The sequence below is a fragment of the Mesorhizobium sp. WSM4841 genome (genome assembly GCF_055811515.1).
Genome location: NZ_JBVVQC010000022.1, coordinates 84,476 through 108,379, shown reverse-complemented (window position 1 = coordinate 108,379; position 23,904 = coordinate 84,476). Strand labels below are relative to the sequence as shown.

Annotated in this window: 17 protein-coding genes; 9 read left to right on the top strand and 8 right to left on the bottom strand. The window is 64.3% G+C overall.

Annotation, left to right across the window (positions count from 1 at the left end; genetic code table 11):
- A partial coding sequence (locus AC0L14_RS23390) for a translocation/assembly module TamB domain-containing protein (protein WP_473750885.1) occupies window positions 1-2,513 on the bottom strand: 2,513 nt, incomplete at its 3' end.
- Window positions 2,513-4,441: an autotransporter assembly complex protein TamA gene (locus tag AC0L14_RS23385; protein ID WP_473750884.1), complete on the bottom strand. Its 1,929-nt coding sequence runs from the start codon at window positions 4,439-4,441 to the stop codon at window positions 2,513-2,515. The genes AC0L14_RS23390 and AC0L14_RS23385, both read right to left, overlap by 1 nt.
- Window positions 4,442-4,728: 287 nt before the next feature.
- On the opposite strand from AC0L14_RS23385, the gene AC0L14_RS23380 reads away from it, so the two are divergent.
- From AC0L14_RS23380 to AC0L14_RS23350, 7 genes are all read left to right on the top strand, one after another.
- Window positions 4,729-10,209: an alpha-2-macroglobulin family protein gene (locus tag AC0L14_RS23380; RefSeq protein ID WP_473750883.1), complete on the top strand. Its 5,481-nt coding sequence runs from the start codon at window positions 4,729-4,731 to the stop codon at window positions 10,207-10,209.
- Between the two features lie 7 nt (window positions 10,210-10,216).
- A complete protein-coding gene (gene pbpC, locus AC0L14_RS23375; RefSeq protein WP_473750882.1) occupies window positions 10,217-12,319 on the top strand; it encodes a penicillin-binding protein 1C in 2,103 nt (700 codons plus the stop codon).
- A 67-nt stretch (window positions 12,320-12,386) separates the two neighbouring features.
- Window positions 12,387-13,043 (top strand): M15 family metallopeptidase, encoded by a 657-nt coding sequence (locus AC0L14_RS23370; protein ID WP_473526528.1) that lies wholly within the window; start codon window positions 12,387-12,389, stop codon window positions 13,041-13,043.
- Between the two features lie 242 nt (window positions 13,044-13,285).
- Window positions 13,286-14,314, top strand: a complete 1,029-nt coding sequence (locus AC0L14_RS23365; RefSeq protein WP_473750881.1) for a sulfate ABC transporter substrate-binding protein — start codon at window positions 13,286-13,288, stop codon at window positions 14,312-14,314.
- Between the two features lie 32 nt (window positions 14,315-14,346).
- Entirely contained in the window at window positions 14,347-15,198 is an 852-nt protein-coding gene (gene cysT, locus AC0L14_RS23360; protein ID WP_123152024.1) for a sulfate ABC transporter permease subunit CysT, read from the top strand.
- A complete protein-coding gene (gene cysW / locus AC0L14_RS23355; protein WP_473485171.1) occupies window positions 15,191-16,075 on the top strand; it encodes a sulfate ABC transporter permease subunit CysW in 885 nt (294 codons plus the stop codon). Before cysT ends, cysW begins: the two co-directional genes overlap by 8 nt.
- Before the next feature lie 14 nt (window positions 16,076-16,089).
- Window positions 16,090-17,130, top strand: a complete 1,041-nt coding sequence (locus AC0L14_RS23350; RefSeq protein ID WP_473750880.1) for a sulfate/molybdate ABC transporter ATP-binding protein — start codon at window positions 16,090-16,092, stop codon at window positions 17,128-17,130.
- A 13-nt stretch (window positions 17,131-17,143) separates the two neighbouring features.
- On the opposite strand, the gene AC0L14_RS23345 is transcribed toward AC0L14_RS23350, so the two are convergent.
- Window positions 17,144-17,539: a PIN domain-containing protein gene (locus AC0L14_RS23345; protein WP_473636599.1), complete on the bottom strand. Its 396-nt coding sequence runs from the start codon at window positions 17,537-17,539 to the stop codon at window positions 17,144-17,146.
- Window positions 17,536-17,811, bottom strand: a complete 276-nt coding sequence (locus AC0L14_RS23340; RefSeq protein WP_123152028.1) for an antitoxin — start codon at window positions 17,809-17,811, stop codon at window positions 17,536-17,538. Before AC0L14_RS23340 ends, AC0L14_RS23345 begins: the two co-directional genes overlap by 4 nt.
- Window positions 17,812-18,072: 261 nt before the next feature.
- Here AC0L14_RS23340 and AC0L14_RS23335 point away from each other — a divergent pair, with 261 nt between their 5' ends.
- Together AC0L14_RS23335 and AC0L14_RS23330 are read left to right on the top strand one after the other, a co-directional pair.
- Complete coding sequence (locus AC0L14_RS23335; protein ID WP_473750879.1) at window positions 18,073-19,059, top strand: sulfate ABC transporter substrate-binding protein; 987 nt, start codon at window positions 18,073-18,075, stop codon at window positions 19,057-19,059.
- A gap of 255 nt (window positions 19,060-19,314) precedes the next feature.
- Window positions 19,315-19,764, top strand: a complete 450-nt coding sequence (locus tag AC0L14_RS23330; protein WP_029351604.1) for an RrF2 family transcriptional regulator — start codon at window positions 19,315-19,317, stop codon at window positions 19,762-19,764.
- Between the two features lie 41 nt (window positions 19,765-19,805).
- On the opposite strand, the gene AC0L14_RS23325 is transcribed toward AC0L14_RS23330, so the two are convergent.
- From AC0L14_RS23325 to AC0L14_RS23310, 4 genes are read right to left on the bottom strand one after another with little or no spacing between them, the layout of a single operon-like run.
- Window positions 19,806-20,333 carry a gluconokinase gene (locus AC0L14_RS23325; protein ID WP_473750878.1) on the bottom strand — a complete coding sequence of 176 codons (528 nt, stop codon included), beginning with the start codon at window positions 20,331-20,333 and terminating at the stop codon, window positions 19,806-19,808.
- Window positions 20,334-20,359: 26 nt separating this feature from the next.
- A complete protein-coding gene (locus AC0L14_RS23320; protein WP_095493095.1) occupies window positions 20,360-21,346 on the bottom strand; it encodes an ABC transporter permease in 987 nt (328 codons plus the stop codon).
- On the bottom strand, window positions 21,343-22,323 hold the full coding sequence (locus AC0L14_RS23315) for an ABC transporter permease (RefSeq protein WP_352960493.1): 981 nt from the start codon (window positions 22,321-22,323) through the stop codon (window positions 21,343-21,345). Before AC0L14_RS23315 ends, AC0L14_RS23320 begins: the two co-directional genes overlap by 4 nt.
- Window positions 22,320-23,888, bottom strand: coding sequence for a sugar ABC transporter ATP-binding protein (locus tag AC0L14_RS23310; protein ID WP_473485166.1), 1,569 nt, complete (start codon window positions 23,886-23,888; stop codon window positions 22,320-22,322). The genes AC0L14_RS23315 and AC0L14_RS23310 overlap by 4 nt, the downstream gene beginning before the upstream one ends.
- Window positions 23,889-23,904: the final 16 nt, after the last annotated feature.

Genomic DNA, 23,904 nt, shown 5'->3' with positions numbered 1-23,904 from the left:
AGCTTCTCAATGCTGGCCGTGCCATTGGCGATGTTTAAGCTCGATGGCTGCGCGATCGCCGCCTTGATGCCGCGAATGGTCGCTTCGCCGGACGCGATCTCGACACTTGTCGTGCCGTCGGCGATCTTCACCCTGCCTTCGACCATGGCCGGAATGTCCTTGACGGTGGCGCCGCCGGAAAAGCCTGTCCAATCGCCTTCGCGCTTCAAATCGACACCGATGCCGCTGATCACGGTGGCCCCCGAAGTGACCGTTTCAGCCTTGATCGTGCCGGAGATCGCCGGTGCCTTGAGATAGTTGGCAACCAGCGCCTTGACGGCGATGGTCTTTGCCGCCAGATCGCCGCGCGAAATAGACCCGCTTGTCAGATCGATCGCGACCGTCGGCGCGCCACCATCACTCGAGAGGCGGATGCTGCCCTGCACGTCGCCTGCCGCCGTCTGCCCGGCAAGTGCGGCCAGCGGCCCGATATCGGGCGCTTCGAGTGTCAGCGTGCCGAGCGGCAGCAAGCTGTCGTCGAGAGCGAGATCGCCCGAGACCTTGTTGTCGGCCAGCGACAGGCTAAGCCCGTTGAGGGAACGCTTTCCGTCACGCGTCACCAACGATACCCTGAGATCGAGCGGCTGGTCGTCGACGGACCCGGTTAGTGAGACATCGGCGGCGGGATTGGCAATGTCGGCCTTGCCGGTGGCCGCCAGCTTGATCGTCTTGACCGTACGGCCGGACGCCGTCAGGCTGTCGCTGTCGGCCGAGACCGAGAAATCCGGCGCCGTGCGCGCGCCGCTCGCCGTCAGCGCGAAATCGACGGCCCCGCCGACCGGTACGCCAACCATCGGCGACAGCACCGAAACGTCGCCGAGCGTACCCCTGATGTCGGCCTGGATGTCGGTGCCCGTCGCGCTGGCGGTGCCGCTGGCGCTGAGCGAGCCCGAAGTGAGTTGCAGCGCATTGGCGGCAAAGGAACCTTGCGGGTCGCGGGTCGCAGTCGCCGAGAATGTCACACGCTCGCCGAGAACCGAGCGGATCTGCGGCGGCAGCGCCGTCGAGACGGCATCGGCATTCATCTTGAGCGTCATCGCCAAATCGGCCAGCGTCACCCTGGACGTCACCGAGGCATTGAGCGCATCGCTGCGCAGCGTGCCTTGATCGACGACGATCTCGTCCTTGCTGACCGACCCGGCGAGGTCGGCGGTCACCCTGCCGGTCACCAGCGGCGCCAGCGTCGCCACGTCGGTGTTGAGGCCGCCGGCCGCAAGCTTGATGGTGAGCGGTCCGCTGAGGTCCTGGATGTCGAAGCCGTCGGAATGGATTTCAGCCGCCAGATCGTCCACCCGCGTGCCGCCCGCAACCACCGAGACCAGCGATGCGCCGATGTCGACTATTGGCGCCTTGCCGCCGCCGAACGCGCGGGCCGTGGCGCCGGTGATCGCGACGGTCACCGGCTGCGCCGCAGTGCCGAGACTGAGCACGATTGGTGGGCCCTTGGCGGCGAGCTCCACCGAAAGGTCGCTGGCGCCATTGGGATCGATGATGCCCGCAGCGGTGCCATGCACGGCATCGCTGTTGATGCTGGAGCGCTCGACTTCGACGCCGCCGGTCACGATCGCGGTTCCGGCAAGGTCGAAGCTGGTCTTGCCGGCAAACAAGGACTTCAGATTGTCGGGCATGAAGCGCTGGAAGTCGCCGTCGCCCTTGGCCTCGACATAGTTGCCCTTGTCGGTGAGCTGGTGGCGACCGGTCAGCTGGGTGACGATCTGGCCGTCGACGACGAAGGTACCGATGCCGCTCCAGTTGGCGACCGGCCCCGTGCCGGTGACGACGATGTTGACCGGCGGCGCATCCGGCAAATTGAGCAGATTGGCGATGATGCCGCCGGCCGGCTCGGATGCCTTCAGATCGAGGTCGAGCTTATTGTCGGCGGGCGCGAAATGGATGTTGGCGTCGACCTTGCCTTGCTTGCCGTCGTGGCGGGTGATGTTGAGGCTGGTTTCTAGCGCCAACGGCGCCGCGTCGGCCTTGAACGAACCCTTGGCCGCGAGCTCTGCGATACCGCTGCCGGCCAGCGCCTGCCCGACCGCGATTTCCGGCAGGTCGATCTGCTTGATGTCGAGCGACACCGGCAGGGTGGTGTCGCCACCTTGGCTCGGCTGGGTGCCGGCCACCGGCAGCCGCGCCAGCTCGATGCGATCGGCGGCGATGCGGCCGGCGCTGAAGTTTTTCGACAGAAGCGCCAGCGGCGACCAGTCGACGGCCACCTTGCGCGCCACCAGCCAGGCGCCCTGGCGATCCTCCAGCACCACATGATTGACAGTCAGCGCGCCGGACCAGATGCCGTCGATGCCGCTGACCCTGACCTTCTGGTCATCGGTCGACGCCATGGTCGAGATGATGCCGGCGAGATTGTCGCGGCCGCGCTCGGTCTTGGTCAGCACGACGAGCGCACCGACCACCGCCGCCACCACGATGAGCAGCGCGAAAAGGACAATGCGGAGGATGCGCTTGACCATTGTCATCAGAACGCCTGCCCGATGCCGGCATAGATGCCGAAATGCGGGTCATCGGGACCCCGGTTGAGCGGCACCGCCGCATCGATGCGCAGCGGTCCGAACGGCGTAATATAGCGCAAGCCGACGCCGGCGCCGACCTTCATGCCAGAAAAATCTGGGAATTGCCTGGTCGAGACGGTGCCGGCATCGACGAACGGCACGAAGCCGATCGTGTCGGTGATGGCGATGCGCATCTCGACCGAGGTCTCGAACAACGAAAGCCCGCCGATCGGCTGTCCGTCGGCGTCCTTCGGACCGATGCCCTGATAGGCATAACCGCGCACCGAGCCGCCGCCGCCTGAATAGAAGCGCTGGTCGGCCGGAACATCCTGAAGGCCGGCACCGATGATCGAGCCGATGGCGACGCGTTCGGCCAGGATGAATTTCGAAGCCGTGTCGAGCGACTGATAGGTCGATCCTTCGCCCCTCAGCTTGACGAAGGCCGCACCGTTCAAAATCTCGTAGCTCGGCTCGGCATAGGCCAGCGCCCTGAATCCCGTCGTCGGGTTCAGCCGGTTGTCGCGGTTGTCATAGACATATCGCAGCGGAACGCTGGCAATCAGATAGGTGTGCTTGCCGAAAGAATCGGTGATCTTCGAATAGTCGAGCGCGACTTCCGCGGAAACCGTCTGCTGCTTGTCGAGTTCATAAGACAGGCCGATGTTGCCCTTGACCGAGAAATTGTCGTAGGCGTCGGGATGCTCTAATATGGTGCCGACGCCGGCGAAGAATTTCGACGCCGGCCCGACGACTCCCGGCTTTTCGAACATGATGCCGGCATTGTAGTTGAGCTCGGTAAACTCATTGCTGCCGATACCGCTGATTGCGCCCTCGATGCGCAGCTTTTCGGCACGGCCGAACAGGTTGCGGTGGCCCCAATAGCCTTCGAGGCCGAGCCCTTCGGTGTTGGAGAAGGTGCCGCCAAGGCCGAAATAGCGCGGCTTGCGCTCACTCACTTCGACGCCGATCGGGATGTTGCCGTCGGCGTCGAGACCGTCGGCCTCCTTCAGCGTCACGCTGTTGAAGACTTCCAGCCCGAGCAGACGGTCGCGCGCTTCGTCGATCTCTTCCGGCGAATATTGGCGGCCTCGCTTCAGGCCGGTCATATATTCGGTGAAATCGCGGTCGACCTTTTCGGTGCCCTCGACCGTGGTGTCGCCGTAGCCGGCAACCGGCCCGGCCGCCACGGTCAGCGTTACGTCGAGCGTCGAGGTGGCGTGGTCGGCGACAATCTCGCGGTCCGTCACCTTGGCCAGCGGCCTGCCTTCCTCTTTGAGCGCCCGCACGATCGACGCCTCGGCCTTGAGCACGGCACCGGAACCGGCATCGCCGCCGGCGATCAGGCCGAAATCGGCGTCCGCCAGCCCCGCCGCATCGCCCTCCAGCCTGATGTCGCCAAGCGTGAATTTCGGCCCGGTCGCAATGTTGATCACCACCGGGATCGGCTGCGGACCCGAAAATTCGGCGTCGGGCGGCAAATCGTCGAGCGGCTTGCCTTCGATGGTGATGGTGACGACGCCCTCATAGCGGGCGTCCGCGTAAAGTGCGGCGACAAGCTGATCGCGGTCGCCACGCGCCTTGGCCAGCAGGCCGAGCGAACCAGAGACTGGACGTTCTTCGTCGTCCTTCAGCGCCGAGGCGTTTTCGAGCTTCTCGGCGAGGTCCTCGTCGGCGTCGGGCGCCTCGATGGTCACCGCATAGCGCAGCGGATCGACGATGTCGGCGTCTTCGTCCTCTGACGATCCCCACAGCTTGATGCCGAAGATCTCGAAAGCGGCCGCATTTCCGCTCGCGGCAACCAATGCAGTCGAGCACAGCAAGGCGAAAAGCAGGGCGTGCGAAAGCACACGCCGTGGCGCGGTTCCTCCCGACATCTGCCTTTCATACGCCGACATTACAACTCTACACTAGCTGCCAAAGCTAAAATTGGAATGAAGTTCTGAATTGCTCGTAAAGGAGCCACAATCCAATTGTCTGAAATGGACAGGGCTTGGAATTCACACCTTCTGCGTCGCCGCAAGAATGCGTGATCCCTGTCCTATGGAGGTACTACCGGTCATCGGCCGGAAAGGAAACCGTTGGCAGGCGGAACCTGCCGCGTCCTCGTGTTGACAAGCGTGACTGAGCTTGAACATGTCTGGACGAAACGTAGACGTAACGTAAGCAGTGTCTGGAGGGTGTTATGGCAATGCGCGCGGCTCGTGGTCTGTCGATCTTTTTTCTTCTCTTTTTCGCCTGGAGCAGTGTCGCGCAAGCGGCCGAAGCGCGCCGGGTGGTGACATCGGGCAATTCCGATTATTTCGGTTTCGATCTCAGATCCGACCAGAATGTCAGCCTCGACCAGTGCAAGACGACATGTCTCGGCGATCCCGCCTGCCGCGCCTTCACCTATAACCCCAAAGTCAAATGGTGCTTTTTCAAATCCGACTATAACACGCTGAAGCCCTTCAACGGCGCCGTCGCCGGCAAGGTCGTCAACGTCGATGGCGACCCCGATATCGGCGCGCCGCCGGACCTCGCCTTCTTCCCCGCCTGGATGGCCGACCAGGCCCAGCAATACCGCAACAGGCTCACGGGCCCGGCCTACACCAAGCCCACCGAAGGGCTGACGGCGCTGCGGGAGGCGGCAAAACAAGCGTCGCAGACCGGCGATCACCGCTTGGCCATCCAAAAATACGAGGCTTTGGTTTCGGTATTGCCCGAAGATGGCCAGCTTTGGCTCGAACTGGCGCGGGAAACGCTCGCCGTGCAGCCGACCGCCAACAGCGCGGAGGCGTCCACCCTGCCGGCGAACGCCACCTCCGCCGGCTTCAACGCCTACAAATTGCTGCGCACCACAAAAACGCGGGCCGAAGCGCTGGCACTGCTTGGCGACGGGCTCGACCGCCGCGACCTCCCCCGGCCGGCCCTGCAGGCCTACGAAGCGAGCCTCGCGCTGGTCAGTTCGCCTTGGGTCACGGCCGCCTATCAGGACCTCAAGGCCCGCAAGGGCTTCCGCGTTGTCGATCACACGGTTGACGCCGACACCAGCGCGCCGCGCATCTGCGCGCAGTTTTCCGAGGACCTGGTCAAGACCGGCGTCGACTATTCGCAATTCGTCACCGTCGACAATGCCGCCCCCAAGGGTGTCGAGGCCAAGGACAAGCAGATCTGCGTCGAAGGGCTCGAGCACGGCCAGCATTACGACGTGACCTTCCGCCCCGGCCTGCCGGCTGCCATCGGCGAGGTGATCACCACCCCGGTGGTGCTGTCGATCTATGTGCAGGACCGCGCCCCGTCCGCTCGTTTCACCGGCGACAGTTTCGTGCTGCCGGCCGGCGTGCGCCGCGGCATCCCGGTCGTCACCGTCAACATGAGCGCCGCCGAAATGAAGCTCTATCGCATCGGCGACCGCTCGCTGACCCAGCTTCTGTCCGGCTATCAGTTCCTGCGCCAGCTTGACGGTTACGACATCTCCAACATTTCCGATCAGATGGGCGAGCCGGTCTGGCAAGGTCAACTCGACATCGCCAACGACCTGAACAAGGAAGTCACCACCTCCTTCCCAGTCGACGAAGCGCTGCCGCAGCGCAAGCCCGGCGTCTATGTGCTGACCGCGCAACCGGTCGACGAGAATGACAACGACTATGATTCGCGCGCCACGCAATGGTTCGTCGTCTCCGATATCGGCCTGTCGACCTATACCGGGCAGGATGGGCTGAACGTCTTTGCCCGTTCGCTCGGAACCGCCAAGCCGATATCAGGTGCTGAACTGACGCTGCTGGCAAGGAACAATGAAATCCTTGGCACCGCAACCACGGACGCGGAAGGCCGCGCCGTCTTCAAGCCTGGACTGACGCGCGGCGACGGCGGCATGGTCCCAGCCGTGCTGACAGCCAAGCAGGGTGACAGCGACTTCGTCTTCCTCGACATGGGCCGCGCCGGCTTCGATCTTTCCGATCGCGGCGTCACCGGGCGTCCGGCGCCGGGCGCGCTCGACGTCTATGCCTGGACCGAACGCGGCATCTACCGCGCCGGCGAGGACGTCCATGTCGCGGCGCTTGCCCGCGATGGCGCCGCCAAGGCGGTCGAGAACCTGCCGCTGACCTTCATCTTCACCCGTCCCGACGGCGTCGAGAACCGCCGCATCGTCAGCGATGGCGTGTCGGCCGGCGGCCATGCCGTCGACCTGCCGCTCGAACCCAACGCCATGCGCGGCACCTGGACGGTAGCGATCCACACCGACCCCAAGCAGGCGGCGGTCGCTAGCCAGATGTTCCTGGTCGAGGATTTCGTGCCGGATCGCATCGAGTTCGACCTGTCCTCAGACAAGCAGGAGATCGCGCAGGGCGAAACTGCCAACGTCACCGTCGACGGCCGCTTCCTTTATGGCGCGCCGGCCGCGGGGCTGGCGCTCGAAGGCGAACTGACGCTGTCGACCATCCGCGACTGGGACCGCTTCAAGGGCTATTCCTTCGGCCTCGCCGACGAGCAGTCGGCGGAACCGTCAGTCACGCCGTTCACCGGCCTGCCGGTGGTCGGTGAAGACGGCAACGCAACCTTCCCGGTTTCCGTCGACCAGTTGCCCTCGACCACCAAACTGGTCGATGCCAAGGTTACGGTCAGGATGCGCGAGACCGGCGGCCGCGCCGTCGAGCGCTCGCTCAACATCGGCATCCGGCCGCAAGGCCACATGATCGGCATCCGCCCGGATTTCGACGGTGACGAGGTGCCACAAGGCGGCACGGCGAAGTTCAGCCTGATTGCCGTTGACCCCGACGGCAAGCGCGAGGCGTTGCAGGGCGCGCAATGGTCGCTGGTCAAGGTCGAACGCAATTACCAATGGTACCGCTCGAGCAATTCCTGGAACTATGAGCCGGTCACTTTCACCAAGTCGGTGGCCAACGGCCAGGTCGACCTGACCGCTAACGGCGAGGCCACCGTCTCGCTGCCGGTCGACTGGGGCCGCTATCGGCTCGAAATCGAGACCTCGGACCCGGAAGGCCCGGCGACCAGCTACGAATTCGACGCCGGCTGGTATGTCAGCTCCACCACAACCGAAACGCCTGACGGCCTGGAAATCGCCCTCGACAAGGACAACTACGCGGCGGGCGAAGTGGCCAAGCTCAAAGTGTCGCCGCATTTTGCCGGCGAGCTGCTCGTCACCATCGGCGCCGACAAACTCTTGAAGACCGTCACAGCCAGCGTGCCGGCCGGCGGTAGCACCATCGACATCCCGGTCGGCGACGACTGGGGCGCCGGCGCCTATGTCACGGCAACGCTGTTCAGGCCGGGCGATGCGCAGGAAACCCGCATGCCGGCGCGCGCCATAGGCGTCAAATGGCTGAAGGTCGATCCGGGCTCCAAGAAGCTCGCCGTCACCTTGACGCCGCCGGACAAGACCATGCCACGCCAGCAGCTGTCGATCCCGGTCTCTGTGGCCGGCGTGCAGCCGGGCGCCAACGCCTATGTCATGGTCGCGGCCGTCGATGTCGGCATTCTCAATCTGACCAATTACAAGGTGCCGGATCCGGAGACCTGGTTCTTCGGCCAGCGCATGCTCGGCCTTGAAGTACGCGACCTCTACGGCCGCCTGATCGACGGCTCGCTGGGCACGTCAGGCAAGCTGCGCACCGGCGGCGACGGCGCCAACATACAGTCGCAAGGCAACCCGCCGACCGAAAAGCTGGTCGCCTTCTTCTCCGGTCCGGTTCAGCTCGATGCCGACGGCAAGGCGCGGATCAACTTCGACATCCCGCAGTTCAACGGCACCGTGCGCGTCATGGCCGTCGCCTGGACCGAGGACGGGGTCGGCCATGCCCAGTCCGACGTGATCGTGCGCGATCCCGTGGTGATCACCGCCGGCTTGCCGCGCTTCCTGGCGCCCGACGATTCGGCCGTCATGCGGCTCGATGTCACCGACACCGACGGTCCGGAGGGCGACTATGCACTGTCGATAAACACCACCGGCAATCTTTCGACCGGCAGTGCCGCCCTGCCCGAAAAGCTGACGCTCGCCAAGGGCAAGCGGCAGACGCTGACCGTGCCGCTGATCGCTGAAACGCCCGGTGACGCCTCGATCACCATCAAGCTCGCCCATGCCGACGGCACCGCTGTCGAGCAGACGCTCTATGTGCCGGTGCGCCCGGCGCAATTGCCGGTGACCACCCGCATGGTGGTCGACCTCAAGGGCAATGGCGGGTCGCTGCGCGTCGACAAGGAGCTCCTGGCGGCAAGCCTGCTCGACGGCGCTTCGGTCAGCGTCGGCGTTTCGCAGGCGGCGGCCTTCGACGTGCCGTCGCTCCTGATGACGCTCGACCGCTATCCCTACGGCTGCGCCGAGCAGACCACCAGCCGCGCCATGCCGCTTCTGTATGTCAACGAGATGGCCTCGGGCGTCGGCATGGCCAGCGACGCCGACCTGCATGGCCGCATCCAGGACGCCATCTACAAGGTGCTGAGCTACCAGGCGTCGGCCGGCAGCTTCGGCCTGTGGGGTCCGGGCTCCGGCGACCTGTGGCTCGACGCCTATGTCACCGACTTCCTGACCCGGGCGCGCGAGCAGAAATACGACGTGCCGGCCCAGGCGATGAACCAGGCGCTGAGCAATCTGCAAAACGCGATCGGCTACGACCAGGACGTCAAGGATCGCGGCAGTGAGATCGCCTATGCGCTCTATGTGCTGGCCCGCAACAAGAAGGCCTCGATCGGCGATCTGCGCTACTATGCCGACACACAGCTCGAAGCCTTTTCCAGCCCGATGGCCGTCGCCCAATTGGCGGCGGGCCTGGCGCTCTACGGCGACACGCAGCGCTCGGAAGCCGCCTTCCAGGCCGCCCTGCAACTGGCCCAGTCGACCTCCGCATACGACTACTACAGGTCCGACTATGGCTCGCCGCTGCGTGACGGCGCGGCGATGCTGGCGCTCGCCGCCGAATCGAAGCCGGTACCGACGATCGTGCCGGCGCTGATCAGGCGGGTGACGCAGGAACGCGCCGCCGTCAGATGGATCAGCACGCAGGACGAGTCCTGGATGCTGCTGGCGGCCCGCGCACTGAAGGCCGGCAACGATTCGATCGCGCTGACCATCAACGGCGCGCCGCATGCCGGCGCCTATTCGGACCAGATCGCCGGCAGCGACCTTGCCGACAGTCCACTGACCGTCGCCAACACCGGCAGCAACCCGCTGCAGGCGGTCGTCACCACGGTGGCCTCGCCGATCCAGCCGCTGCCGGCCAGCGGCAACGGCTTCACCATCGGCCGCACCTACTACAAGCTCGACGGCACCGAAGCCAATGTCACGGAGGCGACCCAGAACGAACGCTATGTCGTCGTGCTCAAGGTCTACGAGCAGAACAAATGGCCGTCGCGTCTGGTGATCACTGATCTGCTGCCGGCCGGCTTCGAGATCGACAATCCGGGCCTGGTTTCCAGCGCCCAGTTGTCGAACTTCTCCTGGCTGGCACAGACCGACGCCGCCCATCTCGAATTCCGCGACGACCGTTTCGTCGCCGCCTTCAATCCGAACGATGGCGACGGCGACCGCAACATCACGCTCGCCTATGTCGTGCGCGCGGTGACGCCGGGCACCTATGCCCACCCGGCGGCAACGGTCGAGGACATGTACCGGCCGCAATATTCGGCCCGCACCGCGACCGGCATGATGGAGGTCAAGGCGCCGTAAGGCGCCAATGGTGGCGAACGTGTTCTCCCGAAAAATCTTGCGCCGTTTGGCCATCGCCGCCGCCTCCCTCACCGGCTTTGCGGCAATCGCCGCGGGCGGGCTTTGGCAGCTCGACCGCGCCTTTCCGCCGCCACTGCCGGCGGCGCTGACGGTGTCGACCGAAGTGCAGGACCGCGACGGCCAGCTGTTGCGGGCCTTCGCCACGCCGGACGGCTATTGGCGGCTCGCCACTCGCCTCGATCAGGTCGACAAACAGTTCGTCGACATGCTGGTGACTTATGAGGACAAGCGCTTCTGGGACCATGAAGGCGTCGACATGCTGGCGCTGGCCCGCGCCGCCGGCCAGTTCGTGGCCAATGGCCGTATCGTCTCCGGCGGCTCGACACTGTCGATGCAGCTCGCCAGGCTGACCGAACCGCGCGACAGCCGCAGCCTTGGCTCGAAGGTCAAGCAGATGCTGCGCGCCCTACAGGTCGAGCGGCGGCTCACCAAGCGCGAGATCCTCGAACGCTATTTGACGCTGGCCCCCTATGGCGGCAATCTCGAAGGTGTGCGCGCCGCCTCGCTCGCCTATTTCGGCAAGGAGCCGAAGCGGCTGACGGTCTCGGAGGCGGCCCTGCTCGTCGCGCTGCCGCAATTGCCGGAAAAGCGCCGGCCCGACCGCAACCTTTCAATCGCCCACGCCGCCCGCGACCGGGTGCTGATGCGGATGGTTTCGTCAGGCCTGCTCGGCGAGCGCGAGGCCGCACGCGCCGCGCTCGACGACGTTTCCGCCATCCGCCGCACGCTGCCGGCGCTCGCCGCCCATGCCGCCAATGCGATGCTGCCCAGGGCCGTTCCTGGCCAGAAGCTGCGACTGACGATCCGCAAGAGCGTCCAGGAGGGGCTGGAACAGGTGGCCAGGGATGCCGCAACCAGGCTCGGCCCCCGCCTCTCCGTCGCCATGGTGCTGGCCGACGCCCGCACCGGTGAGATCCTCGGCGAAGTCGGCTCTGCCAACTATTTCGACGCCAGCCGCTCCGGCTGGATCGACATGACCAGGATCGTCCGCTCGCCCGGTTCGACGCTGAAACCGTTCATCTACGGGCTCGCCTTCGAACAGGGATTGGTCGCGCAGGAAACACTGATCGACGACAGGCCGACCGATTTTTCCGGCTACCGGCCGAAGAATTTCGACATGGACTACCAGGGCGACGTCAGCATTCGGCAGGCGCTGCAACTGTCGCTCAACGTGCCGGCGATCAGTGTGCTCGACGCGGTCGGGCCGGCGCGGCTGCTCGCGCGCTTCCGCCAAGCCGGCGTCGCGCCGATATTGCCCATCAACAAGGCGCCGGGTCTCGCCATCGGCCTTGGCGGCGTCGGCGTGACGCTGCGCGACCTCGTCCAGCTCTATGCCGGGCTTGCCAATGGCGGCAAGGCGCACACGCTGCATGACGGCACCGAGCCGGCGAATGCCGAACGCTCCACCGCTTCCATCCTCGACAATCAGGCGAACTGGCAGATCACCGACATATTGTCGGGCGTCAAGCCGCCCGAGGGTGCCGCCCGGCGCGGCATCGCCTACAAGACTGGCACCTCCTACGGCTACCGTGATGCCTGGTCGGTCGGCTTCGACGGGCGCTACGTGCTGGGCGTCTGGGTCGGCCGTCCTGATGCCGGCGCGGTGCCTGGCCTGTCCGGCTATGTCTCGGCCGCACCGATCCTGTTCGAGGGCTTTGTCCGCTCCGGCCTGGCTGCCGTGCCGCTGCCAAGCCAGCCGGCCGGCGTCGTCAGACCCAGGCGCGACGAACTGCCGGTGACGTTGGCGCGCTTCGGTTCTGGCGCCGACGGGTTGGTCCAGGCGACGTCGACCGAGCCCGCGCCGACGATCATTTTTCCGCCCGACGGCGCCCGCGTCGATCTCGGCACCACTGCCGCCGACGCCACGCCGCTTGTGCTAAAGCTGCAAGGCGGCCGCGCCCCGTTCCGCTGGCTGGCCAATGGCAAGCCGCTGGTCGGCATCGACCGGCGGCGCACCGCGACCTGGCAGCCGGACGGCGCCGGCTATTCAACCCTGACCGTGATCGACGCGGCCGGGCGCGCGGCCAGCGTGAAAGTGTTCGTTGAATAGAATGCACCAAGCGATTCAGCGCATTGCGTTTTGCGCCCTGCTGTCGGCTGCCGGTACCGCCCCTGTCTTGTCCGCAGACCTCCCCGCCGGCTTCGTTCGGCTGGCCGACATCGATCGCACCATCCGGCAGGACATCCGCTACGCCCGCACAGATAATTTCCTGCACCGCAAGGCAGCCGGCTACGACGCGCCGGTATGCATCCTCACCGGGCGAGCGGCGGAAGCGCTTTCGGGAGTCCAGAAAGCGATTGCCGCCGAGGGGCTGACGCTGGTCGTGTTCGACTGCTACCGCCCGGCGCGCGCCGTCTCCGACATGGGCGAATGGACTGGGGAAGGCGGACCACCCGACCCGCAATGGTATCCGACGGTCAAGCGCAAGGACCTCATCGCCAAAGGCTATGTCGGCGAACTGTCGACGCATTCGCGCGGCTCGACCGTCGATGTCGCCATCGCGCGAGCCGACCGCAACACCGCTCCAAAACAGGCCTGCGGCGCGCCCAATGCCGATACGCTCGATTTCGGCACCGGCTTCGACTGTTTCGACCCGATGAGCGAAACGGCGCACCGTCCGCTCGCCGGGGAAGCAACCGCAAATCGCAAGAGGCTTGTCGAGGCCATGCGCGCCGGCGGCTTCAGGAATTATGCGCGCGAATGGTGGCACTTCACGCTGGAAAACGAGCCATTTCCAAAGCAGCGCTTCGATTTTCCCGTGACCGCCGACTAAACGCTGGCCGCTGCGAAGGGCAATTCGCGCTCGCACCACATCCAGCCATTGCCGAGACGCGACATGTCTCTAGATAGATCGCTTCATGAGCCCGAATCCGCACCGCAGCGTTGCGAGGAAAGAATTTCCTCATGAGGCCAAAGGTCGGCGAAAAATTGCTTCACAAGGCCAAAAAAAGCAACATTGATTGCATCTAATTTCTACCAATTCAGTAGATTGAGGTGATCTCAACGGAGGCGGAAATGACCAATCCTCGTTTCAGGAAACTGCTCGGCGCACTGGTTGCCACATCTGTCCAGTTCGGCACGCTCGGTTTCGCGTTTGCCGATACCACCATCCTCAACGTGTCCTATGACCCGACGCGTGAGCTGTACAAGCAATTCGACGAGGCCTTCGCCGCCCACTGGAAGGCCGAGACCGGTGAGACGGTAACCGTCCAGCAGTCGCACGGCGGGTCGGGCGCGCAGGCCCGCGCCGTGATCGACGGCCTCGGAGCCGACGTGGTGACACTGGCGCTCGAAGGCGACATCAACGCCATCGTGGAGAAATCGAAGACGATCAATCCCGACTGGCGGACCAAGTTCGAGAACAACTCGGCGCCTTACACCTCGACCATCATCTTCCTCGTCCGCAAAGGCAACCCGAAGGGCATCCAGGACTGGGGCGATCTGGTCAAGGACGACGTCCAGGTGATCACGCCGAACCCCAAGACCTCGGGCGGCGCGCGCTGGAACTATCTCGCCGCCTGGGCCTACGCCAACGCCAAGGATGGCGGTGACGAGGCCAAGACCAAGGAATTCGTCGGCAACCTGTACGCCCATGTTCCGGTGCTCGACACCGGTGCGCGCGGTGCGACCGTGACTTTCGCGCAAAAAGGCCTGGGCGACGTGTTGCTGGCCTGGGAAAACGAGGCCTATCTGGCGCTCGACGAATTCGGTGCCGACAATTTCGATATCGTCTACCCGCCGACCTCGATCCTGGCCGAGCCGCCGGTCGCCGTGGTCGACGCTAATGTCGATGCCAAGGGCACGCGAAAAGTCGCTGAAGCCTATCTAGGCTATCTCTACTCCAAGGAAGGCCAGACGCTGATCGCCAAGAACCACTATCGCCCGTCGAAGCCCGATTTGGTACCGGCGGAGGACCTCGCCAAACTGCCTGAGATCAAGCTGATTACCATCGACGATCCGCTTTTTGGCGGTTGGAAGAAAGCACAGCCTTACCATTTCGGCGACGGTGGTATATTCGACCAGATCTACAAGCCGGCCCAGTAGACCCAGTAAGCTAGATTCTAGATCAGGACGACATGACCACAGCACCCGCCAAGGCGGGGTGGCGGTTCAGACAGCCGAGCGTCATTCCGGGTTTCGGATTGACGCTCGGCTTCTCGCTTGCCTACCTCACGCTCATCATCCTCATTCCCCTGTCGGGGCTGATCTGGCGATCGGCCGCGCTTGGCTGGGCCGATTTCTGGGCGATCGCCACCGACCGCCGCACCATCAATGCGCTTGAAATCAGCTTCGGCACCGCCTTCTTTGCCGCCGCGGTCAATGTCGTCTTCGGCACGATCGTCGCCTGGGTGCTGGTGCGCTACAGCTTTCCTGGCCGGCGAATCGTCGATGCCATGGTCGACCTGCCCTTCGCGCTGCCGACGGCGGTTGCCGGCATCGCACTGACCACGCTCTACGCGCCGAATGGCTGGCTCGGCAGCCTGCTGGCGCCGCTCGGCATCAAGGTCGCCTACACGCCGCTCGGCATCGTCATCGCGCTGATCTTCATCGGCCTGCCCTTCGTCGTGCGCACCGTCCAGCCGATTATGGAGGAGATCGACAAGGAGGTGGAGGAAGTGGCTGCCACGCTCGGCGCCAATCGCTTCCAGACCATCGCCCGGGTTCTGCTTCCGGGCCTGGCGCCGGCCATCGTCACCGGTTTTGCGCTGGCTTTCGCGCGCGGTGTCGGCGAGTATGGCTCCGTCATCTTCATCGCCGGCAATCTGCCCTACAAATCCGAGATCGCGCCGCTTTTGATCGTCATCCGGCTGGAGGAATACAATTATGCGGCGGCGACCGCGATCGCGGCGATCATGCTCGCTTTGTCGTTCGTGATGCTTCTGGTCATCAATCTGGTGCAGACGTGGAGCCGCAAGCGCTATGGCTGATCCGGAGATCAAATCCTACACACCGCACCACGAAAGCCAGTCGGCGGCAGTAACCGAAAGCCGCCCGGCGAAAGCCGTGCTGATGATCGTGACCTTTGCCTTCCTCGGCATTTTCCTGCTGTTGCCGCTGATCGTCGTCTTCAACGAAGCCTTCGCAAAGGGCCTCAGTGCCTATACGGAGGCGCTGACCAACCTCGACACGCGCTCGGCGATCCACCTGACGCTGCTGGTGGCGGCGATCTCGGTGCCGCTCAACATCGTCTTCGGCATCTCCGCCGCCTGGGCGATCGCCAAGTTCGAGTTCAAGGGCAAGGCCTTCCTAACCACGCTCATCGACCTGCCGTTTTCGGTCTCGCCGGTCATTTCCGGGCTGGTCTATGTGCTGTTGTTCGGCGCGCAAGGCCTGCTCGGCGCCTGGCTGAAGTCGCATGGCATCGTCATCCTCTTTGCCGTGCCGGGCATCGTGCTCGCCACCATCTTCGTCACCTTTCCCTTCGTCGCCCGCGAACTGATCCCCTTGATGCAGGAACAGGGCAATGGCGACGAGGAGGCGGCGCTGTCGCTCGGCGCCAATGGCTGGCAGGCGTTCTGGTACGTGACGCTGCCCAACGTCAAATGGGGGCTGCTCTACGGCGTCTTGTTGTGCAATGCCCGCGCCATGGGCGAGTTCGGCGCGGTGTCGGTGGTGTCGGGCCACATACGCGGGCTGACCAACACCATGCCGCTGCATGTCGAAATCCTCTATAACGAGTACAATGCTGCCGCCGCCTTCGCCGTCGCCTCGCTGCTTGCGGGCCTGGCGCTCGTCACGCTGGTCTTGAAAACACTTCTCGAAATGCGCTACGGCGCCGAGATCGCCGCGACGCGCGGACACTGAAAAAGGGACGGTTGATGGAAGTTCGCGTTGCCAACGTGCGCAAGGAGTTTGAACGGTTTCCGGCCCTCCACGACGTTTCGCTCGACATCAAGTCCGGCGAGTTGATCGCGCTGCTCGGGCCTTCCGGCTCCGGCAAGACAACGCTGCTCAGGCTGATAGCCGGGCTGGAGCGGCCGACGAAAGGAAAGATCTTCTTCGGCGAGGAGGATGCGTCGCAAAAGTCGATCCAGGAGCGCAATGTCGGCTTCGTTTTCCAGCATTATGCGCTGTTTCGCCATATGACGGTGGCCGACAATATCGGCTTCGGCTTAAAAGTTCGGCACGGGCCGTCACGGCCGTCGGCGCAGGACATCCGCCGCCGTGCCTCAGAGCTTCTCGACCTCGTCCAGCTTTCCGGCTTGGAGAAACGCTATCCGGCGCAGCTTTCCGGCGGCCAGCGCCAGCGTGTGGCGCTTGCCCGCGCCATGGCGATCGAACCGGCCGTGCTTTTGCTCGACGAGCCGTTCGGCGCGCTCGATGCCCAGGTCCGCCGCGAGTTGCGCCGCTGGCTGCGCGAAATCCACGACGCCACCGGCCACACTACGGTCTTCGTCACCCATGACCAGGAAGAGGCGCTCGAGCTTGCCGACCGCGTCGTGGTGATGAGCCAGGGCAGCATCGAGCAGGTCGGTACCGCCGATGAAATCTACGACACGCCGAACTCGCCGTTCGTCTACGGCTTCATCGGTGAATCGAGCGCGCTTCCCGTCAAGGTCGAAGACGGTCAGGTCTGGATCGCCGACCGCCCGATCGGGCTGTCCGCGCCGCATGCACCGCAAGGCGAAGCGACGCTGTTCTTCCGTCCGCACGATGTCGAACTGGTGGACGAATGCAATGGCTGCATCGCCGGCACGGTCGCCGCCAGCCGCCGCGTCGCCGGCACCAGACGGGTGGAGCTAGAAATCGGCGGCGAGCGTCAGCGGGTCGAGATCGAGCTGCCCGTCGACCATCCGGCGGCGCAGAAAAGCCGGGTGGCGTTCAGGCCGCGGCGCTGGAAGCTTTTTCCGACTGCTTGATCCTCTATCCGGCCTACACCAGCCAGTTCTCGACCTTCAGGCCTTTGATCCGGTTGAACTCTGCCGTGTTGGCCGTCACCAGGGTAGTGCCCAGTGCGTAGGCGTGGGCAGCAATAAAAAGGTCGTTTTGGCCAATGGTCTGGCCGATGCGTTCCAACTCGGCGCGAATCGCGCCGTACTCGACATCCACCGGCACATCGAGCGGCAAGACAGGAATCTCAGCCAGCAATTCCTCGACTTTCTTGAGCATGACCGATCCTTTCCTGACGCAGCCATATCGCAGTTCCGAGGCGACGACGATGCTGGTACACACGGCGGCGTCTCCCACGCGCAGGATGGCGCTGGCGGCTCTGCCTGCCGGGTTTCGGATCATGTCGCTGATAATGTTCGTGTCCAGCATGAACCTCATTTAAAAAAATCCTCGGATTTGACAGGCATATCGTCGATCTCGGGGAAGTCCTCCTCGGGACCGAGCCGCGGCTCTTTCGCCCATTGCGCGAGCAGCCCCGTGAGGCCAGGTTTGCGGACCGGCTCGATGACCAAGCGGTCGCCTTCACGGCTGATCAAGACCTTTTCGCCGGGGAGCTCGAACTCGACAGGAATGCGCACCGCTTGGCTGCGATTGTTACGAAACAGCTTCGCCTCTTTCGGTGGCGTTGTAGAATGGCGGCGCTGGGGCATGGCGACGGCTCCTTTGTATATACCATTTGTATATGCCCGATTACGCCATGACGCAATCGTCCTGCCAGCACAAGGGCCGACCGGGCACCGCTGCCCAGGTGAGCCTCGAACACCCTGCTTGAAAGAAAATCCTAGCGACGGCCCGGAATGGGAACATTTTTCTCGCGATGATGTGGCGAAGCCACTCTACGTGTCTCGTCGCCCATCATGCCTTGCCGCTATGGTTGGGTAATAAGCGCACTGCGTTGGAGGCCTGTTTTCATGAAGCGATTTTTGCTTGGCGTCGCCACATTGACCGGCCTGTTCCTGGCATCCTCCCAAGCCTGGTCGGCCGACAGACTGCTGAATGCGTCCTATGATGTAGGCCGCGAATTGTTTGCGCAGGTCAACAAGGCCTTCATATCAGAGCACCCCGGCGTGGCCATCGATCAGTCGCATGCCGGGACGTCGGCGCAAGCGCGCGCCATTGCCGAGGGCCTCGGCGCCGATGTCGTCACCTTCAACCAGGTCATCGACATCGACTTCCTGGTCTCGAAGGGTCTTATCTCCGCCGACTGGCAGAAGGACTTCCCCGACAACGCCTCGCCTTTCTATTCGCTGCCGTCCTTTTTGGTGCGCGCCGGCAATCCGAAAAACATCAAGGATTGGAACGATCTCGTGCGCGACGACGTCCAGGTGATCTTCCCCAACCCGAAAACGTCCGGCAATGCGCGCTACACCTATCTGGCGGCCACCGCCTACGCCAAGGAGGCCTTCAAGGACGACGACGCCAAGGTGAAGGAATTCGTCACCAAGTTGTTCAACAACGTCCCGATCTTCGACTCCGGCGGACGCGCCGCCACCACCACCTTCGTGCAGCGCGAGATCGGCGACGTGCTGATCACCTTCGAGTCGGAAACGCGCGGCGTCCGCAGGGAGTATGGCGATGACAAGTTCGAGCAGGTGACACCCTCGGTCAGCCTGCTGGCGGAGTTTCCGGTGGCGATCGTCGATACGGTCGCCGACGAGCATGGCACGCGTGACCTCGCCAAGACCTATCTCGACTTCCTCTACACGCCGCAGGGCCAGGACATCGCCGCCCGCAACGGCCTGCGGACTCGCGACGCGGCGGTCGCCGCCAAATACAAGGCCGAGTTTCCCGATGTCCGCCTGCTGACGGTGGAGGACGTCTTCGGCGGCTGGGCCAAGGTCAAGGTCGAGCATTTCGCAGCCGGCGGACTGCTCGACCAGACCTATGGTAGCCGCTGAAGCAAGCAATCTTCGAACGTGATAAGAAAGCCGGCTTTTGCCGGCCTTCTTCGTTTTCGCGGTCCGGAAAGGTGATTTCGCGCATTTTCGGGGCGGACCATCCAAAACGTCACGAAGAATCAACGTGTTTGTGCCTACCGTTCCATCAGACGGCTTGTTTTCGCGAAACTGCATCGCGCGACCAAAACGTCATGATTTACACACAAACAACCGCCAGATGCGGGGCGGTTGGGGTTTTCATGAACTGAATCGGGCATGCTTACCAAAAAAGGCAAATACGGCCTCAAGGCCCTCGTGCATCTGTCAGGCTTGCCGGTCGGCCAGCTCGCATTCGTCAACGACATTGCCGTCGCCAACAACATCCCGAAGAAATTCCTGGATGCCATTCTGGGCGAATTGCGCAATGCCGGCTTCGTCCAGAGCCGCAAGGGCAAGGAAGGCGGCTATCGCCTCGCCCGGCCGGCCTCCGAGATCAAGATCGGCCATGTCGTGCGTGTCCTCGACGGGCCGCTGGCGCCAATCCCTTGCGCCAGCCGCACCCAATATCAGCGCTGCGAGGATTGCGACGAAGCGACATGCCAGGTCCGGAACATGATGCTGGAGGTGCGCCAGGCGATCGCCGAGGTGCTGGACAATCGCAGCCTCGCCGCGATGCGCGACGCCGACAATGACGATTTTCCAGTCGAACTGACGTCGCAGATCTGATCAGCCGCCGCTAAAGCGGGATCCGCGCCGGCGAAGCCGACTCATGAATTCGCCTCAAACAGGCTCAAGATATCGCCGACGATGTCGGCGACCGGGCGCGTCGCATCGAGCGTCAATGCGTTCTCGTCGGCTGCCGGCGCTTCGAGCGTGGCGAACTGGCTGTCGACCAGGCTTGCCGGCATGAAATGGCCCTGGCGGGAGCCGACACGCTGCTTTGCGGTCGCGGGATCGATTTCCAGATAGAGGAAAACGATGTCTTGGCAAAAGCCGCGCAGACGTTCGCGGTAGCTGCGCTTCAGCGCCGAACAGGCGGCGACCACGCCTTGCCCTTCGCCGATCGATCCCGCAATGCGCCGGCCGATCGCGTCGAGCCAGCCTTCGCGCAATGCATCGGTCAGCGGCTCGCCTCTTGCCATACGCGCGACGTTTTCCGGCGGATGCAGCCGGTCGCCCTCGACGAAGATGGCACCCAACGCTGCGGCCAGCGCTTCGCCGACGGCCGACTTGCCACAACCGGCGACGCCCATCACCACGACGGCCGGTGCGGACCGGACGGCATCCCTCTGCATTTGTGCCTTTTCGTCCACGATGCGGGTTAGCGGCTGGCCGGCGCGCGGCCGTAAAGCAGGAGCATGGCGACGATGACGACGCCGTAGATGATCTGCCGGCCCGCCTCCGGCATCTGCATGACCGAAAGAATGGATTGCAAAAGCGTGATCAGGATGACGCCAGCGACCGTGCCGAGATAGGAGCCGCGGCCGCCGAGGATCGAGGTGCCGCCAAGCACGACCGCTGCGATCGACGGCAGGAGATAGGCGTCGCCCATCGACTGCGCCGCCTTGGAGGCATAGCCGGCCAGAAGCACGCCGCCGAAGGCGGAGAGCCCGCCGGACACGGCGAAGGCGATCAGCACCACGCGCCGCGTGTCGATGCCGGAGAGGTAGGCGGCTCGCTCGCGGTTGCCGATGCCGTAGACCGTGCGGCCGAAGCCGGTGCGGGTCAGCACGAAAACCATCGCAGCACCGATCAGCGCCCAGATGACGACCGCGTTGGGCACGCCCGGAATGGCAAAGCCGGTCGCCAGATAGCGCATCGCCGGGGTTGCCGAATCCTGCGGCGAGAAACCGCCCGTATAGACCACCATCAGCCCTTGCGCGACGGCATTGGTGGCGAGCGTGATGATCATCGAGGGAATGCGCAGGTAAGCTACGCCGATGCCGTTGACGATGCCGATCGCGACACCGCAGAAAATGCCGAACGGGATCGCCAGCGCCACGCCAACCGGGCCGTAGGCGGCCGCCGCACAGGCCATCATCGCGCCCGCCGCCACCGACCACGGCACCGACAGGTCGATCTGGCCGAGCAGGATGACCAGCATCATGCCGGTGGCGATGACGCCGAGAAACGAGGCCACCTTGAGCTGCTGCAGCAGATATTCCGGCGACAGGAAGCTGCGCGAATAGAGGCTGCCCACAAACAGCAGCAGCACGATGCAGGCAAAGGCGGTCAGCACCGCGGGGTCGGCGCGGCGGATGAATTTCGGCATGCGGCCAGCGATGCCACCAACGGTCGTTTCGCTCACAGGAACCACTCCAGCCGGTTGCGGACCCTGAACAGGGCGAAGGCGCCGAGGCTGACCGCGATCAGCAGGATGACGCCCTGGAACAGCGGCTGCCAGAGCGGATCGAAATCGAAAACGAAGAGCAGGTCGCCGATGGTGCGGAAGGCGAGCGCCCCGAAAATCGCGCCGATGGCGCTGCCCTTGCCGCCGAACAGTGAGACGCCGCCAAGCACCACGGCGGCGATCGAGAACAGCGTATAGGCATTGCCACTGGCATAGGCCGCCTCGCCCGTATAGGTGAAGAAGGTCAGGAACAGCCCGCCGATCGCGGCCAGCAGGCCGGCCAGCGCATAGGCGGCAAACTTGCCGCGGCGGATCGGCACGCCGGACATGTAGGCCGCCATCTCCGACGATCCCGCAGCATAGGCCGCGCGGCCGAGCACCGACCGGCTGAACGGCACCCAGACGACGAGCACGACGGCCAGCAGCACCACCAGGCTCGCCGGCACCACGCCGAACAGCCGCCCGGTCATCGCGTCGGCGAGATCCTCGTTGACCGAGCCGCCCGGGAAGGGTCTCAAAAGCAGCGCAATGCCGAAATAGACCGCGCCGGTGGCGATCGTTGTGACGATCGGCTGCAGCCGTCCGTAGATGACGATGGCGCCGTTGATCGCCCCGCACAGCAGCCCGGTGCCGAGCACCGCGACGACGCCGAGCGCGGTCTCGATGCCGGTGCCGATGACCAGCCATGAGGCCAGGCAGTTGGTCAGCAGGAAGATCATGCCGACGGAAAGGTCGATGCCGGCGGTGATCACCACCAGCGTCTGCGCCATGGCGACGAAGGCAAGCAGCACGCCCTTGTTCGAAGCCGTCTGAACGACATTGGCGGTAAAGCCGGCCGGATGGTTCGAGGTGTAGATCGTAAACATCACGATGAAGATGCCGAACGCCAGCAGCGTTCCGCGTTGTTCGGCAAGCCAATAGCGCCAATCCTTCACGCGTCCGCTCCTCGGGCTGGCGTCTTCGCCATGCCTCTAACAGGCATCTCTTCGCCATGGATGTTGAGCGCGCTGGCAATCAGCGCCCGCTCGGTGATCTCGGCGCCGACCAGTTCGCGCTTGACTGCCCCGTCATAGAGCACCAGCACCCGGTCGCAGCAGCCGATCAGTTCGTCATAGTCGGTCGAGTAAAACAGGATCGCCGCGCCTTGGTCGGCAAGCTTGCGCATCAGCTGATACAGTTCCTGCTTGGTGCCCACATCGATGCCCCGCGTCGGGTCGTTGAGCAGGATGATGCGCGGCTGCCGCATCAGCCATTTGGCGATGACGACCTTCTGCTGGTTGCCGCCGGACAGTGCGCCGACCGGAATGTCGAGGCCTGCCGTCTTGATCGCCAGCAGACCCACCATGTCGTCGATCAGCCGCTGCTCGGCGGCACGGTCGATGATGCCGGCCCTGGACAGCCGGTCGAGCGCGGCGAAGGAGAGGTTTTCGCGCACCGTCATAGGCAGCATCAGACCTTCCGTCTTGCGATCCTCCGGGATCAGCGCCATGCCGACCCGGTCATCCCGCGCCTTGGCCGGGCTGGCGATCGCCATCGGCTTGCCATCGATCAATATCTGGCCGCTGAGGCCGCGCAGCACGCCGAAGAAGGCCAGCAGCAATTCACGTTGGCCCTGGCCATCGAGGCCGCCGAGGCCGACGACCTCGCCTGCGTCGACCGTGAGCGAGATATTGTCCAGCCTGTCGGTCCAGGACAGTTTTCGCGCCTCCAGTACCGGAGCGGTGATAGCCGGCGCGCGCACCGGCTTCGTTGGGAAAATATGGCTGTATTCGCGGCCGATCATCAGCTCGACGACTTCATTGTCGCTCTTCGTGCCTGCCGCGTAGCTGGCGACGTTGCGGCCGTTGCGGAACACCGTGCACTGGTCGGCTAGCTCGGCGATCTCGTTCATCCGATGCGAGATGTAGAGCAGCGCCAGCCCTTCCGAGCGCAGCCGCTTCAAGACGCCGAAAATCTTCGCGACGTCGGCCGCGGTGAGCGCCGAGGTCGCCTCGTCGAGGATCAGGATGCGCGGCTTGCGTGCCAGCGCCTTGGCGATCTCGACCATCTGCCTTCTTGAAAGAGGAAGATCCTTGACCAGCGCCAGCGGATGGATGTCGGCAGCGCCGGCGCGAGCGAGGGCCTCTTCTGCTATGCGGCGCTGCGCCTTGCGGTCGATCATGCCGAAACGCCTGGGGGGATCGGAAATGACGATGTTGTCGGCGACGCTGAGTTCGGGGACGAGCGACAGTTCCTGGAAGATGCAGACGATGCCGGCCTGGTTGGCCGCGGCCGGCGACGCGAAGGTCACTTCGCTTCCGTCCAGCATCATGCGGCCTTCGTCAGGCGCGACGACGCCGGCCATGACCTTGATCAGCGTCGATTTGCCGGCGCCGTTTTCGCCGAGAATGGCGTGAATGCTGCCTGGTGTAACCGAAAGCTCGGCCTTTTCCAGCGCCCGCACACCGCCATAGCGCTTGGATATGCCCTCCATGCGGAAGAGCGGAACCGCACCGTCCATCGGCCCCTCCCAAGGC